Origin of the sequence: Curtobacterium sp. MCLR17_039 (assembly GCF_003234745.1) — a bacterium.
GTDB lineage: Bacteria > Actinomycetota > Actinomycetes > Actinomycetales > Microbacteriaceae > Curtobacterium > Curtobacterium flaccumfaciens.
Map to the genome: position 1 here is coordinate 310,052 of NZ_QKTF01000003.1, position 14,734 is coordinate 324,785.

Below are 14,734 nucleotides of genomic sequence, written 5' to 3' on the forward strand. Positions count from 1 at the left end.
GGAGGCTAGTCCGTCACCAGCCCACCTTGCAAGTTTGCCTTCCGATACCGGTCAAGGAACGGCGGAACCGTCGTCGCCCGCGTCCGGCTCGAGCAGCGGGAGCAGGGTCGCCGAGATCGGTTCCGCGCCGTCGCCGAACCACGCGTTGCTCGCCCGGACGATCGGGTGGGCGCGTGCCAGCAGCGCCTCGCCCTGGTCGGTCAGTCGCATCCGGGAGGCCCGTCCCCGGCCCGGTGCAGCACCCCGCTCCACGAGTCCCCGCGTCGAGAGCCCCCCGACGAGCGTCGTCATGCTCTGCGGTCGGACGCCGACCGCCCGCGCCAGGTCGGCCTGGCTGAGCTCGCCGGCCGCTGCGAGCTGGATGAGCGCCCCGAACTCGACGGGTGTCAACCCGAGCGGCGCCAGCTCGGCCGCGAGCCGGCGGGAGAGCGTCCGTGCGGCCCGGATCACCGTCCAGGCCACGATGCCGTCGACGTCGTCACGCGGGGCTGGGAGTTCCTGGGGCACGGGGCGATCGTACCGGCGTACGTTCACGTATCAGGAAACTGATACCAGAACGGGTCAGTGGAACGAGGAGCAGACATGGGCGAGATCGTGGCGGTCACCGGCGTGACCGGGGACGTCGGGGGCAAGACGGCGGAGCTGCTGCGGGCGGCAGGGGTGACGGTGCGAGCCGTGGTCCGACGACCCGAGCAGGTCGACGCGCTCCGGGCGCGGGGCATCGACGGCCGCCTGGCCGACCTGGACGACGAGGACGCGCTCACCGCGGCGCTCGACGGGGTCGACCGGTTCTTCCTCGTGACGCCGGTCAGCCAGCGGCAGCGCGAGCAGGGCACCACCGGGGTCCGTGCGGCGCAGCGGGCCGGGGCCGGCCGGATCGTGCAGTTGTCCGGCGGGGACGCCGCCGAGCACTCCCCGATGTCGTGGGCGAGCGCCGCCTGGCACATCGACCGGCTGGTGCGCGAGAGCGGGCTGGCGTGGACGATCCTGCACCCCTCGTCGTTCATGACGAACGTGCAGCCCTCGGCGCCCGCGATCCGACGGGGGTGGTTCCCGCACACCACGGGCCGCGGGGTGATCGGCTGGATCGACACCGAGGACATCGCCCGGACCGCCGCCCGGGTGCTGACGGAGGACGGCCACGACGGCACCGAACCGGTGCTCACCGGGCCGGACCTGCTCGACGCGCGGGGTGTCGCCGCCGCGCTCACCGCCGGGCTCGGCCGACCCGTGCGCGCCCTGCACCTGCCGAGTCGGGTCTACGCCGGTGTGCTGCGCCTGAGCGGGGTGCCCGCCTGGCAGGCCGAGGGGCTCCGGCAGCAGTTCGGCCGGGTCGTCCGACGCGGCCTCGACGGCGTCGACGTGATGAGCGACGACGTCCTGCGCATCACCGGCACCGCACCCCGGAGCCTGACCGACTGGGCGCGAGCCCACCGCGACGACCTGCTGGGGTGACCCGTCGCGCCGGAGGTGATCCGGGCCTCCAGGCCGTGGGCCGTCAGCGCGACGTGAGCGTCACGACCAGGTGCTCCTGCACGTAGCCGAGCCAGTCGTAGACGTCGCGCAGGCCGACGCCCGCGTCGGCCTCGACGGAGCGCCCCTCGTCGTCGGCGTCCTCGATGCCCAGCCGGTCGGCGATCGTCAGCCGCAGGTCGGTGAGGGTGCGGAGCCACGCCTGCTCGTCCTCGGCGTCGAGCGAACCGTCGCGGGTGCCCGTCAGCCAGTCGTGCACGATCGAGGCGTTCGTCGTCTTCTGCGTGAGCAGGTCGGACTGCGTGTACTTCCGGAACTCCGCGCTCGCCTCGTCGTCACCGGGGTAGGCGTCCGGGAACATCCGCTCGCTGATCGGGTCCGTGGACAGGTCGCCGCCGAGCACCTGCCGCAGCTGCTCGGTGAGCGAGGCGAGCAGGTCGCGCTCGCCGGAGGACAGGCCGAGGTGGACGCCGTCGGCGCGGCGGACGAACGGGATCACGCTTCGGGGGCCTTGTCGACGGTCGCCTGCAGCCCGTAGCCGTGCATGGACTGCACGTGGGCCTCCATCGATTCGCGCGGACCCGACGCCACGATCGCCCGACCGTCGTCGTTCACCTGGTGCATGAGTCGCTCGGCCTGCTCGCGCGAGAACCCGAAGTGCCGCTGGAAGACGTAGGTGACGTACGACATCAGGTTCACCGGGTCGTCCCACACCACCGTGACCCACGGGGTGTCCGCCCGCGCACTGGTCCGTTCGTCCGTGGTGGTCCGTTCGTCCACGTCGGGCGAGAGCAGCGTCATGCATCCAGGGTGACACAGGGCGGGGTCGCTCGGTACGATCGTCAGGTCGCGACTGGCGTTGGATGGGTCACCATCGGGGAGCGACAAAGACACGGTGCGCGGCCGTACGCCTGGGCTGCACCGACCGACCGTCCGAGTGCGACCAGCTGGTCGTCCGCACACCGTAGGAGTCCCGTGTCCATTGCCGATCTGCCCCCGTTCGTCTCCGACTCGGCCGAGGTGGCCGAGCAGGCCGCCGCCCGCGCCGCGTTCAACGCCCCGCTCACCGAGGTCGACCCTGAGATCGCCGCCGTCCTGCAGCAGGAGCTCGGCCGCCAGCGCGACACCCTCGAGATGATCGCGTCCGAGAACTTCGTGCCGCGCGCCGTGCTCGAGTCGCAGGGCTCCGTGCTCACCAACAAGTACGCCGAGGGCTACCCGGGCAAGCGCTACTACGGCGGCTGCGAGTACGTCGACGTCGCCGAGCAGCTCGCCATCGACCGTGCCAAGGCGCTCTTCGGTGCCGAGTACGCGAACGTGCAGCCGCACTCCGGCGCGACGGCGAACGCGGCCGTCCTGCACGCCATCGCCTCGGCCGGCGACACCATCCTCGGCCTCGAGCTCGCGCACGGCGGGCACCTGACCCACGGCATGAAGCTCAACTTCTCCGGCCGCATCTACAACGCCGTGGCGTACGGCGTCGACTCCGAGACGTTCGAGGTCGACTACGACGACATCCGCGCCAAGGCCATCGAGCACCAGCCGAAGGTCCTGATCGCCGGTTGGTCCGCGTACCCCCGCCAGCTCGACTTCGCGAAGTTCCGCGAGATCGCGGACGAGGTCGGCGCGAAGCTCTGGGTCGACATGGCGCACTTCGCCGGCCTCGTCGCCGCCGGTCTGCACCCGTCCCCGGTCCCGCACGCCCACGTCGTCTCGTCGACGGTCCACAAGACCCTGGGCGGCCCCCGCTCGGGCATCATCCTGTCGAACGACGAGACCCTGTTCAAGAAGCTCAACTCCGCGGTCTTCCCGGGCCAGCAGGGCGGCCCGCTCATGCACGTGATCGCCGCGAAGGCCACCGCGTTCCTGCTCGCCGGCACCCCGGAGTTCAAGGACCGTCAGGAGCGCACGATCCGTGGCGCCCAGGCCCTCGCCGCCCGCCTGACCGCCGACGACGCCAAGGCCGCGGGCATCGACGTGCTCACCGGCGGCACCGACGTGCACCTGGTGCTCGTCGACCTGCGCGCGTCCGAGGTCGACGGCAAGCAGGCCGAAGACCTGCTGCACGAGGTCGGCATCACCGTGAACCGCAACTCCGTGCCGTTCGACCCGCGCCCGCCGATGGTCACCTCGGGTGTCCGCATCGGCACCTCGGCGCTGGCGACCCGCGGCTTCGGCGACGCCGAGTTCACCGAGGTGGCCGACATCATCGCGCTGACCCTCATGCCGAACCCGGACGTCGCAGCGCTCTCGGCCCGCGTGAAGGTCCTGACCGACGCGTTCCCGCTCTACGCGTGAGCGGTTCGGTCAGCGCGGCGCTCCCGCGCGAGCTCTGGGCCGGTGAAGGGAGTGCCGTCCGCATCGACGGCACCGCCCTCGCCGCCCGGACGCTCGACGAACTCCGGGGCCGGATCGACCGCCTGCACGAGCACGGCATCCGTCCGGGCCTCGGCACGATCATGGTCGGCTCGAACCCCGGCTCGATGTCCTACGTCGCTGGCAAGCACCGCGACTCGGCGTCGATCGGGCTCGACTCGCACCGCATCGACCTGCCCGAGACGGCGTCCGCTGCCGACATCCGGGCCGCGATCCTGCAGATGAACGACGACCCCCGGGTCACCGCGTTCATCGTGCAGCTCCCGCTGCCGCAGGGCATCGACCCGACGCCGATGCTCGAGCTGATGGACCCGGCGAAGGACGCCGACGGCCTGCACCCGACGAACCTCGGCGAGCTGGTGCTCGCCGTGCCCGGTGGTGCCGGCACGATCGACGCACCGCTGCCGTGCACCCCTCGGGGCATCGTCGCGATGCTCGACGCGTACGAGATCCCCATCCGTGGTGCGCACGTGACGATCATCGGGCAGGGGCTGACCGTCGGACGGCCGCTCGGTCTGCTGCTCACGCGGCTCGAGGCGACCGCGACCCTGACGCACTCGCTGACCGCGGATGTCGCCGCGGAGTGCCGTCGCGCCGACATCATCGTCGCCGCGGCCGGGGTCGCCGGGCTCGTCAAGACCGACTGGGTGCAGCCCGGTGCCGCCGTCATCGACGTGGGGATCACCCGCGTCGTCAACGAGGAGACCGGCAAGGCGAAGCTGCACGGCGACGTCGACCCCGCGGTCGCGTCGGTCGCGGGCTTCCTGTCGCCGACTCCCGGTGGTGTCGGGCCGATGACCCGCGCGATGCTCATGAAGAACGTCGTCGAGGCCGCCGAGCGTCAGCTGTCGTAGCGCGCGGGCTCTCGCGTGCTGATGGAGTGCAGCAATGGTCGGGTGGCGTCATCGCACCCGACCATTGCTGCTCACGAAGTGCACTCCGCCGGTGCTACGGTCGCGGCATGGGGGACGAACGACTGCAGACGGCGCCGGTGATGCGCCCCCGGCCCGAGCCGTCGCAACTGACCAAGGACGCCCGGTGGCTGATCGTCATCGTGGCGCTCTGCGTGCTGTTCCAGGCTCCGGGGTCGACCTGGTCGATGACACTCGCGCACGCCGGCCAGGAGTACACGTTCACGTCGGGCCCCTGGTTCGGGTGGACGCTCGCGACGGTGGGGTTCGCGGTCGCCGGGTTCGTCGTCGCGATCGCCCGCCGTGGTGCAGCCCGCTTCGACGAGCACACCGTGATGGGCCTGACCCTGGCTGCCGTGCTCGGGACGACCGTCGTGGTGTGGCTGCTCATGCCGGCGCAGACCGCGTGGGTGGAGTGGGCCGTGGAGCACGGTCGGACGCACCCGTTCGTGCTCGGGAACGTCGTGGAGTACGTCCGGTACGCGGACTACCTCGGCTGAGCGGGCGGACGCGCGCGGTCGCGGCGGTCGGGGTGCTGCCGTTCTTTCGCGCTGAGCGACAGCCCACGGGCTGATCGCCGCGTGAGCTGTCGCTGAGCGCGAAACGTCGAGCGCCCGAGCGCCCGCGCGCGCCGCAGCCGTCAGTCGCGCCGGGCGCCCTGCGCGGCGTGCACCGTGAACACGTTCGGCTCGCGGTACCCGGCGTCGGCGAAGGCAGCGGTGACGGCGGCGGTGATCGCCCCGCGCGACTCCTGGTCGACCAGCGCGATCGCCGCGCCGCCGAATCCACCCCCGGTCATGCGGGCGCCGACGGCACCGTGCTCGACCGCCGTGGCGACGGCCAGGTCGAGCTCCGGCACGGAGATCTCGAAGTCGTCGCGCATCGACTCGTGCGACGCGACGAGCAGGGAACCGATCGCCCGGGGGCCCTGTTCGCGCAGCGTGCGGACGGTGTCGAGGACGCGCTGGTCCTCGGTCACGATGTGCCGAACGCGGCGGAAGGTCTCGTCGTCCAGGAGCTCCTGCGCACGAGGGAGGTCCTCGACGCTGACGTCACGCAGGGCCTCGACACCGAGCACCCGCGCACCCTTCTCGCACGAGGCCCGACGAGCCGCGTAGCCACCGGTCGCGTGAGCGTGCTCGACGCGGGTGTCGATGACCAGGACCTCGAGGCCGTTCGCCTCGAGCGCCAGGTCGACGACGGCGGTGTCGAGCGTGCGGCAGTCGAGGAACACGACGGCGTCCTGCTCGCCGAGCAGCGAGGCGGACTGGTCCATGATGCCGGTGGGGGCACCGACGGCGTGGTTCTCCGAGTACTGCCCGACGCGCGCCAGGGTCTTCCGGTCGAGGCCGAGTTCCCACAGGTCGTTGAACGCCAGCGCGACACCGCACTCGATCGCCGCACTGGACGACAGGCCCGCACCGACCGGGACGTCGGACTCGATGAAGACGTCGAACCCGGTCTTGTCGCCCAGATCGGCACCGGCCTGCTCGCGCAGGGCCCAGGCGATGCCGAGGACGTAGGCCGACCAGCCGCTCATGGCCTCGGGCGACAGGTCGTCGAGGGACAGCGCCACCGGCTCGCTCGTGGCGTCGAAGGCGGAGGCGACGCGGATCGTCCGGTCGTCGCGCTGCGCGATGGAGGCGGTGGTGCGACGGTCGATCGCGAAGGGCAGCACGTACCCGTCGTTGTAGTCGGTGTGCTCACCGATCAGGTTGACGCGACCTGGGGCGGAGTACCGCACCGTCGGCTCGTACCCGTAGACCTGCTGGAACGTCATGCGCGCTCGACTCCCTGTCGGATGAACTCGGCCGCCTTCTCGGGCACGAGGTCCCCGATCCAGGCGCCCATGGCGGCTTCGCTGCCGGCCAGGAACTTCAACTTGTCCGCCGCACGTCGCGGCGAGGTGATCTGCAGCATCAGCCGCACGGTGTCGCGGGCGGTGTGCACCGGTGCCTGGTGCCACGCGGCGATGTACGGCGTCGGGTCGCCGTAGAGCGCGTCGAGCCCACGGGTGAGCCGGAGGTGCATGTGCGCCAGCTCGTTCTTCTCGGCGTCGGTCAGGCCGGCGAAGTCGGGGACGTGACGGTGCGGCAGCATGTGGATCTCGATGGGCCAGCGCGCGGCGAACGGGACGAAGGCGGTGAAGTGCTCGCCGGCGAGGACGACCCGCTCGGAACCCCGCTCGTTCGCCAGGTGCTGCTCGAACAGGTCCGGGCCGAACCGTTCGATGCTCGCGAGCAGTCGCTGGGTGCGCGGGGTGATGTACGGGTACGAGTAGATCTGCCCGTGCGGGTGGTGCAGCGTGACGCCGATCGCCTCGCCCCGGTTCTCGAAGGGGAACACCTGCTGGATGCCCGGCATCGCGGAGAGTGCGGCGGTGCGGTCGGCCCAGGCTTCGACGACGGTGCGGGCACGCGACTCGGAGATGGAGGCGAAGGACCCGGAGGTCTCGGGCGAGAAGCACACGACCTCGCACCGGCCGACCGAGCGGAGCTGGCGGTTCAGGCCGACGTCGCTCAGGGACTCGAGCGACTCGGGAGCGTCGTCGGCTTCGAGCAGCGGGCCGAACGACGGCGAGCGGTTCTCGAACACGGCGACGTCGTAGCGGCTCGGGATCTCGGACGGGTTGGCCGCGCTCTGGGGCGCGAGCGGGTCCTGGTCGGCCGGCGGCAGGAACACCCGGTTCTGCCGGGACGCCGCGATCGACACCCACTCGCCCGTCAGGACGTCCTGCCGCATCCGCGCCGTCTCGGGCCGCGGGTCGAGCACGCGCTCGTCGATGCTGCGTTCTGCGGGCAGCGTCGAGTCGGCGTCGTCGAAGTAGAAGAGGTCGCGGCCGTCCGCGAGCTTCGTCACGCGCTTGGTGATCACCGGAACAGCCTAGCGCCGATCCGAAGCGTTGCGAAGGACATCGGAAGCAAGCGAAACTGTCCACATGACGGACGCCGACCTCTCCTTCCTCGCCGGCGCGCTGCCCGCGCCCCTGCGGCAGGACCGCATCGTCGCGATCGTCGACGGCGCCCCGGGCATGGTCCGGACGGCCGCGTTGGCCGCGTCCCTCGGCACCAGCGAGGTGACGGTCCGCCAGGACCTCGCCGTCCTCGACCAGGAGGCCCGGATCCGCCGGGTGCACGGGGGTGCGGTCCGCCTCGGGGCCGGGTCCACCGAGCGCCCCTTCGAGGAGACCGCCGTCGAGCACCAGGTGGCCAAGGCGGCCATCGGCCGTGCGGCGGCGGCGCTGGTGCGCCCGGGGGAGTGCGTCGTCCTCGACGTCGGCACCACGCCCGCCGCCGTCGCCGAGGCGCTCGTGGCGCGCACCGAACTCACCGGCGTCACCGTCGTCACGAACTCCCTCACCACGGCGCTCGCGCTCGAGCGAGCCGTCCCGCGCTTCACCGTGATCGTCACCGGCGGCACCCTCCGGCCCCTGCAGCACTCACTCGTCGCGCCCTTCAACGGCGCGGTCCTGCCGATGATCGCCGCCGACCTCGTGTTCCTCGGTGGCACCGGCCTCGACGTCGACCACGGCCTGACGAACGTGAACCTGCCCGAGACCGAGGCCAAGCGGATGCTCGCGGGGACGGCCCGGCGTACCGTCGTGGTCGCGGACGGGTCGAAGTTCGGCCGGGCCCACATCGGGGTCGTCCGCGCGCTCGAGGACATCGACGTCGTCGTCACCGCCGAGGCCGACGCCGCCGCGGTCGCCACGATCCGGGCGGCCGGTGCCCAGGTGATCGTCGCCGACGGCGATCAGCACACCGAACCAGCCGGAAGGAAGAACACCCCATGACCGCAGCACCCACGGGTGGCCAGTACCGCCTCCACCACGCCGGGCCCGACGGGGTCGTCGAAGCCGTGGTCACCGAGGTCGCCGCGGGCATCCGCGAACTCCGCGTCGCCGGCTTCGACATCACCGAGCCGTTCCCCGTGACCGAGCAGCCGCCGGGGGCGAACGGGATCGTCCTGGCACCCTGGCCGAACCGTGTCGCCGGTGGCGTGTGGGAGCTCGACGGCAAGCGGCAGCAACTCGACGTCTCGGAGCCGAAGTACGGCAACGCGTCGCACGGACTGCTCCGGTTCGCCCCGTACCGGGTGGTCTCGCAGACCGAGACGTCGATCCAGCAAGAAGCGACGATCCACCCGCAGCACGGGTGGCCCTTCACCCTCGAGACGCGCGTGCTGCACGAACTCGTCGACGACGGCATCCGCGTCACGCACGAGGTCACGAACCGTTCGGGCGTCCGTGCACCCTTCGCGATCGGTGCGCACCCGTACCTGCGCGCCGGTGACACCCCCGCCGACGACCTGGTCGTCACGCTCGACGCCGCGACCGCATTCACCGTCGACGAGCAGAAGGTGCCGAACGGTTCGGTGCCGGTCGAGGGCACGCCCTACGACCTGCGCCAGGGGCGGCGGGCCGGGGACTCGGACCTCGACACCGCGTACAAGGACGTCACCCCGGACGCCGAGGGGATCCGCCGGACGACGATGCACGGGCCCGAGGGCGACGGGGTCGAGCTCTGGCAGGACGCCTCGTTCCCCTACGTGCAGGTCTTCACGTCGCGCGAGTACCCGCGTGGCGACGGGAAGGGCCTGGCGGTCGCGGTCGAACCGATGACGGCGCCTGCGAACGCCCTGAACTCGGGCGAGGGCCTGCGCTGGCTCGAGCCGGACGAGACCTGGACCGGTTCGTGGGGGATCCGCCGCGTCTGGTCCTGAGGACTCCGGTCGGCGCGCACTGCTGACACGACGAAGGCCCCGCCGGGTGTCCGGCGGGGCCTTCGTCGTTCGTGTCGGGAGCCGGGCGTCAGCCGCGGCGCATCCGGAGCGCCTCGACCGCGAGGGACTCGGTCGCGTACCGGCCGACCTCGTGCGCCCATGCCGGGTCGTCGCCGCGGAGCGCGATGAAGTCCTTGCGCTGCCGGCAGACGTAGCCGAGCACGGCGGTGGCCGTGGCGACCTCGATGAAGTCCTTGCGGATGTGGCGGGTCGTGACCTGGGCGTTGCGGCGGAGCGTGTCGAGCAGGAGCTCGTTGCTCATCGTCGTGTTGGTCGCTGCTGCGAGCTCGACGATGCGGCGCGCGTCACCGGTGGTGCTGGTCTGCGTGGCTTCGATGGGCTCGATCACGGTGTACCCCGTTCGTTCGTGGTGGTGCTGTGTTGCAGGATCCGTCGATCGGATCCGAGAACGACACTATCGGCGCTATGCCAACAATCCGCTGAGGGTGGGCTGGGCTGTGCAGGGGATCCGCCATGAGCCAGCTGAGGAGGACTTGTACCCCGGTGCCGCGGCCCCCGGCGCCCGGTCGCGTCGTCAGGAGCAGCGTTCGCTCGGCGCGGCCCTGGTGAGTTCCTCGAGCGCCCCGTCGATCTTTTCGGCCAGGTAGCGGTACCCGTCGTCGTTGAGGTGCTGCCCGTCGCCCGCCGCGTAGCTCGCGCTGTTGGCCGACGTGAACCACTGCCGGTCGATCGCGTCGATGAACGGCACCCGGGCGTCTCGTGCGCCGGCGGCGACCGCCGCCGAGATGGCGACGGTGGTCTTCGCGCGGGGCTGCGGTGCCGAGGGGCCGACCGCCACCACGACCGCGTCCGGCCACTGTCGCTCCGCGGTCCGCAGGGTCTGCTCGACGCGGGACTCGAGTGTCGCTGCGTCGACGAGCCAGTCGTTCTGGCTGCCCTGCACGATGACCAGCTCGGGATCGAGGGACGCGTGCCGTTCGATCCGCGCGATGTAGGTCCGTGCGGAGGAGTGCGACCTTCCGGTGTTCACGTAGCCGCTCCCGGGCACGCCGTCGATGGTGGCGTCCCAGCCGCGTTCCGCGACGAGGTCCTGCGCCCAACCGTGCATGCCGTCGTACGAGCCTCGCCCGGTCGTGTACGAGTCGCCGACGATGAGCACGTCCGAGCCGGCGGCGATCGCCGATGCCGCCTCGCTCGCCGACACGGTCGGCGCTCCCGGATCCGGCTGGCACGCGTCCGACACCGTCGGGAGCAGGACGAGGAGCCCGGCGACGCCGAGGCTCATCGCGCCGAGGGCGACAGCCGGTACCAGGCGTCGCCTCCGTCGTCGTCGTCTGAGCAGCAGCGAACGGGGACCGTCCGGCCATCCGCCGTCGGTTCGTCGGGCCACGGCCGGGATTCTACGCGGCCCGATCCGCACCTCGGCTGACCGGTGAGGAGTGTCCGCGAACACCGCTGGCGGCACGCGGAGCGCTGTCCTGGGCGTGGTTGGCTGGACACCCGCGACCGAAACCGACCCTGGGAGCTCCCGTGACGACCGTCACCTACGCCGGCGACAGCATCACCAACCCCGAGAACTCGTTCTCCTGGACCCGGTTCCTGACCGGGACCGATCTGCGGCTCGTCAGCGGTGTCGGCATCAGCGGCGCGACGTCGGCGGCCGTGCGGAACGCCGTGGCCCCCGTGGATGCCGACGTCCTCGTCGTCATGGTGGGCACCAACGACATCCGCCTCGGCGTGGGTCGGTCGACCATCCGCGACAACATCGCGGCGATCGTCGAGGTCGTCGGTGCCGACCACGTCGTCATCGGGCAGGTCGCACCGTCCAACCTGACCGACTACGGCGCCGACCACATCGACCGTGCCGCCGGCGGGTTCGCGCACAACCGCGACCTCGCGCGGTTCACGGCCGATCGGGGGTGGCTGCTCGTCGACCCCTGGTTCCCGGTGCGTCGCCTCGACGGCACCTACGCGTCCGGTGCGGCCGACGTCGACGGCGTCCACCCGACGGTCGCGACCGGCACCACGGCCGGGGCGATCCTGTCCACCGCCATCCGCATCGCCGCCGGTGGAGCGTCTGCCTGACACAGCGGCGTTCGGGAGGGTGTGGGCCCCGTGGGGCTCGAACCCACGACCCTCGGATGAAAAGCCGGCGTTCGGGAGGGTGTGGGCCCCGTGGGGCTCGAACCCACGACCCTCGGATTAAAAGTCCGGTGCTCTACCAACTGAGCTAGAGGCCCTCACCCGCAAGGCTAGCGGGTGAGGGCCTCCAGGAAGGAACCGTCGGTCCGGGTCAGCCCCGACGTCCGGTGAGCGAGCGCAGCAGCCACGCGATGACCGCGATGACGAGCAGCACGATGCCCACCCAGAGCAGGAACTTCAGGCTCGCGGCGAACCCGCCGACGAACAGCAGGATGACTGCGATCACAGCCAGGATGATGAGCAGGGCGTTCATGGAAGATCCTCTCCTTCACGTGCAGGGAGGAGCGCCTCCCTGCCGCAACACGGTACGCGTGGCGCAGCCGTTGCGTTCTGGGCGAACGGGACGCGGGCGTGTCACCGGCCGCGCCTACACTGCTGCGGTGCCTCGCGATCACCACCGTCCCGTCCACTTCACCGACGCCGAGTTCGCCGCCATCCAGGGCGGTGAGGACCCGGCGCTGGTGAACCGTGTCGCGCACGAGACCGCGAACGCACTGCTGCACCGGGTCCGCGAAGACCCGGACCCCGCCGTGGTCGAGCGGCTCGTCACCTACACCGACGTGCACGGCATCGACGCCATCGCGGAGCTGTGGGCACGGGTCGGGGCACACACCCTGCCGGGGGCGCTCTGGCGGGTGTACCTGGTGCGCATCGTCATCCGGCAGAACCCGGAGGAGATCGCGTACCTGTTCGAGCGGGGCACGGCGCAGATCGGCACGATCGACCAGGCGGTCGCTGGTGCCGAGGAACCGACGGGCCCGGCCGAGATCCTGACGCTCGCCGACCGCATCCTGCACGGCCTGTACACGGGCGACCTCGCGGTGGCGCTCGACCGCGGGGCGTCGTTCTGTCGTCTGGCCGCCGCCGGCGCAACCGCCGTGGCGGACGAGTCGGACCTGGTCGCGTCCGAGCGCGCGAGCGAACTCACGACGCGGGCGCTCCGCCTGACGGAGCTGGCGGCCGACCTGACCGAGGCGGCGGCGCTCTGGCGCCGCGACAGCCTGGACTGAGCACGCGGCGGGACGGACCCGAACCGGGCCTCCAGGGCCGTGCAGCAGTCCGGAACGCATCCGGGCATGAAAAGACCGGGCCGCAGAAGCGCCTCTCGGCGCGAGGCCGCTCGAAGCGGCGAATTTTGGAGCCCGGGGCTTGCTGCGGCCCGGCGAGACCAAGTCTACGAGACGCTGGCTGATCACTCGACCCTGTTCACTCATGGTGGACAGAACCGGCCCGGGCGTGCCCGCGGGAACCCCTTCGAAGGCTCGCCGCGCCCATCCCGCCGAGAAATCCCGACCCCCATCCAATCCACAGCGGGGACCGCGCCGAATCATCTGCGTGACGGTCGGAATGCCCGTCACGAAGCGAGAGGCCCGGTGTGACCCGGACCGGCACCGCCGGTCAATTCCCTGTGGGTCACGCCGGCCCCTCGTCTCGACCGCCCATGCGGAGCCTTCGTGCTACCCGCCTGGTCAACGAAAGCAACCGAGAGGAGGGAAACCTGCAATGCTTGCCCTCGTGGATAGCGACACCGAACGCTGGAGCTCGTCAGAGCCAGCTCAGGCATCGCCGGACGACCTCCTCGCCCGGGTCGCCGCCGGTGACCAAGCCGCCTTCGCGGACCTCTACGACGCACTCTCCGGTCGGGTCCTCGGTCTGATCACGCGCCTCCTCCGGGACCGCGCGCAGTCGGAAGAGGTCACGCAGGAGGTCTTCCTGGAGGTCTGGCAGCAGGCAACCCGCTTCGACCGGAAGCGCGGTACCGCGGCCAGCTGGGTCCTCACCATGGCCCACCGCCGAGCGGTCGACCGGGTCCGTGCCTCGCAGTCGTCGCACGACCGCGACACCAAGATCGGCATCCGCGACCTCGAGGCCGGTTTCGACCAGGTCTCCGAGTCCGTCGAGATCCGCATCGAGCACGAGCGCGTCGGCCGAGCGCTGGCGAAGCTCACCGAGTTCCAGCGGCAGGCCGTGCAACTCGCGTACTACGGCGGCTACTCGCACAGCGAGATGGCCGAACACCTCGGTGTCCCCATCGGCACCGTCAAGACCCGTCTCCGTGACGGGATGATCCGACTCCGAGACGAGATGGGGGTGACCTCATGACCGAACGCCACGACGACCCCGCACTGATGACGGGTTCCCACGCCCTCGACGCGCTGTCCGACGACGAGCGCGCGCTCCTCGAGGACGCCCTCCGGACGTCCCCCGAGCTGCAGGCCGAGAACGACTCGCTGCGCGAGACCGCGCTGCAGCTCGCCTACGCCGTCGCACCGATCGAGCCCCCCGCGTCGCTCAAGGCGTCGCTGCTGGCCCAGATCGCCACGACCCCTCAGGCCGCACCCCTCGCCGACACGACGGTCGACCGGACCCCGGTCGCCGAGACCACCTCCGTCCAGGAGGCCCGTCCCGAGCCCGCCAGGCACGTCGCCTCGATCGCCGACGGCCCCACCGCCGGTGGCCGGGCTTCCTCCGAGGCTCGCCGCCGCTGGTTCCAGCGTCCGGCGGTCATGCTGACGGCCGCAGCTGCCGTCGCCGCGGTCTTCTTCGGCGGACTCGGCGTCGGATCGATCTTCGACCCGAACGGCTCCGGCACCGGCACCACGCAGGCCTCGAGCGGCCTCGACCGCATCTACGCCGCGTCGGACTTCCAGCGCACCACGACCAAGGTCGCGGGCGGGGGTTCGGCGACGGTCGTGTGGTCGAACGACCTCGGCAAGTCCGCGGTGATCCTCGACGGTGTCGAGCAGGCGCCGAAGGGCAAGACGTACGAGCTCTGGTACATCGGCTCCGAGGAGCAGGGCGGCACCATCAAGTCGGCCGGCCTGGTCGACGGTGCGGCCGACGGTGTGCACTCCGCCGTGCTCAAGGGTGCGATGTCCGAGGGCGCGACGATCGGCATGACGGTCGAGCCCGAGGGCGGTTCCGAGCAGCCGACCACCTCGCCGATCATGGCGGTCCCGACCACCACGGCCTGATGCCAGGGGCGGTCCTGCTGGACTGCCACCGACGCACAACGACGAAGCCGCTGT

Annotated in this window: 18 protein-coding genes, 1 tRNA gene and 1 riboswitch; of the genes, 10 read left to right on the forward strand and 9 right to left on the reverse strand. The window is 71.5% G+C overall.

Going from position 1 to position 14,734, the window contains the following annotated elements; all coding sequences use genetic code 11:
• Positions 1 to 51: 51 nt before the first annotated feature.
• Entirely contained in the window at positions 52 to 507 is a 456-nt protein-coding gene (locus tag DEJ00_RS05310; RefSeq protein ID WP_111032312.1) for a MarR family winged helix-turn-helix transcriptional regulator, read from the reverse strand.
• A gap of 75 nt (positions 508 to 582) precedes the next feature.
• Here DEJ00_RS05310 and DEJ00_RS05315 point away from each other — a divergent pair, with 75 nt between their 5' ends.
• Positions 583 to 1,455, forward strand: coding sequence for an NAD(P)H-binding protein (locus tag DEJ00_RS05315; protein WP_111056623.1), 873 nt, complete (start codon positions 583 to 585; stop codon positions 1,453 to 1,455).
• Between the two features lie 43 nt (positions 1,456 to 1,498).
• Here DEJ00_RS05315 and DEJ00_RS05320 read toward each other — a convergent pair whose 3' ends face one another.
• Positions 1,499 to 1,972 (reverse strand): DUF2017 family protein, encoded by a 474-nt coding sequence (locus tag DEJ00_RS05320; protein ID WP_111056624.1) that lies wholly within the window; start codon positions 1,970 to 1,972, stop codon positions 1,499 to 1,501.
• Positions 1,969 to 2,274: an ATP-dependent Clp protease adapter ClpS gene (gene clpS / locus DEJ00_RS05325; RefSeq protein ID WP_071245350.1), complete on the reverse strand. Its 306-nt coding sequence runs from the start codon at positions 2,272 to 2,274 to the stop codon at positions 1,969 to 1,971. The genes DEJ00_RS05320 and clpS overlap by 4 nt, the downstream gene beginning before the upstream one ends.
• 38 nt (positions 2,275 to 2,312) lie before the next feature.
• Positions 2,313 to 2,397: riboswitch (ZMP/ZTP riboswitch) on the forward strand.
• A gap of 96 nt (positions 2,398 to 2,493) precedes the next feature.
• On the opposite strand from clpS, the gene glyA reads away from it, so the two are divergent.
• From glyA to DEJ00_RS05340, 3 genes are all read left to right on the forward strand, one after another.
• Entirely contained in the window at positions 2,494 to 3,771 is a 1,278-nt protein-coding gene (gene glyA / locus DEJ00_RS05330) for a serine hydroxymethyltransferase (RefSeq protein WP_111056675.1), read from the forward strand.
• Positions 3,768 to 4,703, forward strand: coding sequence for a tetrahydrofolate dehydrogenase/cyclohydrolase catalytic domain-containing protein (locus tag DEJ00_RS05335; RefSeq protein WP_111056625.1), 936 nt, complete (start codon positions 3,768 to 3,770; stop codon positions 4,701 to 4,703). Before glyA ends, DEJ00_RS05335 begins: the two co-directional genes overlap by 4 nt.
• A 107-nt stretch (positions 4,704 to 4,810) precedes the next feature.
• Entirely contained in the window at positions 4,811 to 5,260 is a 450-nt protein-coding gene (locus tag DEJ00_RS05340; protein WP_027466641.1) for a hypothetical protein, read from the forward strand.
• Positions 5,261 to 5,400: 140 nt separating this feature from the next.
• Here DEJ00_RS05340 and galK read toward each other — a convergent pair whose 3' ends face one another.
• A complete protein-coding gene (gene galK / locus DEJ00_RS05345; protein WP_111056626.1) occupies positions 5,401 to 6,540 on the reverse strand; it encodes a galactokinase in 1,140 nt (379 codons plus the stop codon).
• A complete protein-coding gene (gene galT, locus DEJ00_RS05350) occupies positions 6,537 to 7,634 on the reverse strand; it encodes a galactose-1-phosphate uridylyltransferase (protein WP_111056627.1) in 1,098 nt (365 codons plus the stop codon). The genes galK and galT overlap by 4 nt, the downstream gene beginning before the upstream one ends.
• Before the next feature lie 64 nt (positions 7,635 to 7,698).
• Between galT and DEJ00_RS05355 the strand changes: the two genes are divergently transcribed.
• The gene (locus DEJ00_RS05355; RefSeq protein ID WP_111056628.1) at positions 7,699 to 8,553 is read left to right on the forward strand and encodes a DeoR/GlpR family DNA-binding transcription regulator; all 855 of its coding nucleotides are present in this window, start codon (positions 7,699 to 7,701) and stop codon (positions 8,551 to 8,553) included.
• Positions 8,550 to 9,482 (forward strand): aldose 1-epimerase family protein, encoded by a 933-nt coding sequence (locus DEJ00_RS05360; RefSeq protein ID WP_027466637.1) that lies wholly within the window; start codon positions 8,550 to 8,552, stop codon positions 9,480 to 9,482. Before DEJ00_RS05355 ends, DEJ00_RS05360 begins: the two co-directional genes overlap by 4 nt.
• Positions 9,483 to 9,570: 88 nt before the next feature.
• On the opposite strand, the gene DEJ00_RS05365 is transcribed toward DEJ00_RS05360, so the two are convergent.
• Both DEJ00_RS05365 and DEJ00_RS05370 read right to left on the reverse strand, forming a co-directional pair.
• Positions 9,571 to 9,891, reverse strand: coding sequence for a hypothetical protein (locus DEJ00_RS05365; RefSeq protein ID WP_027466636.1), 321 nt, complete (start codon positions 9,889 to 9,891; stop codon positions 9,571 to 9,573).
• Positions 9,892 to 10,077: 186 nt separating this feature from the next.
• Positions 10,078 to 10,893, reverse strand: a complete 816-nt coding sequence (locus DEJ00_RS05370) for an SGNH/GDSL hydrolase family protein (RefSeq protein ID WP_146247871.1) — start codon at positions 10,891 to 10,893, stop codon at positions 10,078 to 10,080.
• A gap of 140 nt (positions 10,894 to 11,033) precedes the next feature.
• Between DEJ00_RS05370 and DEJ00_RS05375 the strand changes: the two genes are divergently transcribed.
• A complete protein-coding gene (locus DEJ00_RS05375; protein WP_027466635.1) occupies positions 11,034 to 11,588 on the forward strand; it encodes an SGNH/GDSL hydrolase family protein in 555 nt (184 codons plus the stop codon).
• Between the two features lie 82 nt (positions 11,589 to 11,670).
• Here DEJ00_RS05375 and DEJ00_RS05380 read toward each other — a convergent pair.
• Both DEJ00_RS05380 and DEJ00_RS18230 read right to left on the reverse strand, forming a co-directional pair.
• Positions 11,671 to 11,743 (reverse strand) — tRNA-Lys (locus DEJ00_RS05380).
• Between the two features lie 53 nt (positions 11,744 to 11,796).
• Positions 11,797 to 11,958, reverse strand: a complete 162-nt coding sequence (locus DEJ00_RS18230; RefSeq protein WP_138801981.1) for a DUF2207 domain-containing protein — start codon at positions 11,956 to 11,958, stop codon at positions 11,797 to 11,799.
• Between the two features lie 127 nt (positions 11,959 to 12,085).
• On the opposite strand from DEJ00_RS18230, the gene DEJ00_RS05385 reads away from it, so the two are divergent.
• The 3 genes from DEJ00_RS05385 (at position 12,086) to DEJ00_RS05395 (ending at position 14,680) form a co-directional block, all read left to right on the forward strand.
• Positions 12,086 to 12,715 carry a DNA-directed RNA polymerase subunit beta gene (locus DEJ00_RS05385; protein ID WP_111056630.1) on the forward strand — a complete coding sequence of 210 codons (630 nt, stop codon included), beginning with the start codon at positions 12,086 to 12,088 and terminating at the stop codon, positions 12,713 to 12,715.
• Positions 12,716 to 13,208: 493 nt separating this feature from the next.
• On the forward strand, positions 13,209 to 13,808 hold the full coding sequence (gene sigK / locus DEJ00_RS05390; RefSeq protein WP_027466633.1) for an ECF RNA polymerase sigma factor SigK: 600 nt from the start codon (positions 13,209 to 13,211) through the stop codon (positions 13,806 to 13,808).
• On the forward strand, positions 13,805 to 14,680 hold the full coding sequence (locus tag DEJ00_RS05395) for an anti-sigma factor domain-containing protein (RefSeq protein ID WP_111056631.1): 876 nt from the start codon (positions 13,805 to 13,807) through the stop codon (positions 14,678 to 14,680). The genes sigK and DEJ00_RS05395 overlap by 4 nt, the downstream gene beginning before the upstream one ends.
• Positions 14,681 to 14,734 lie beyond the last annotated feature (54 nt).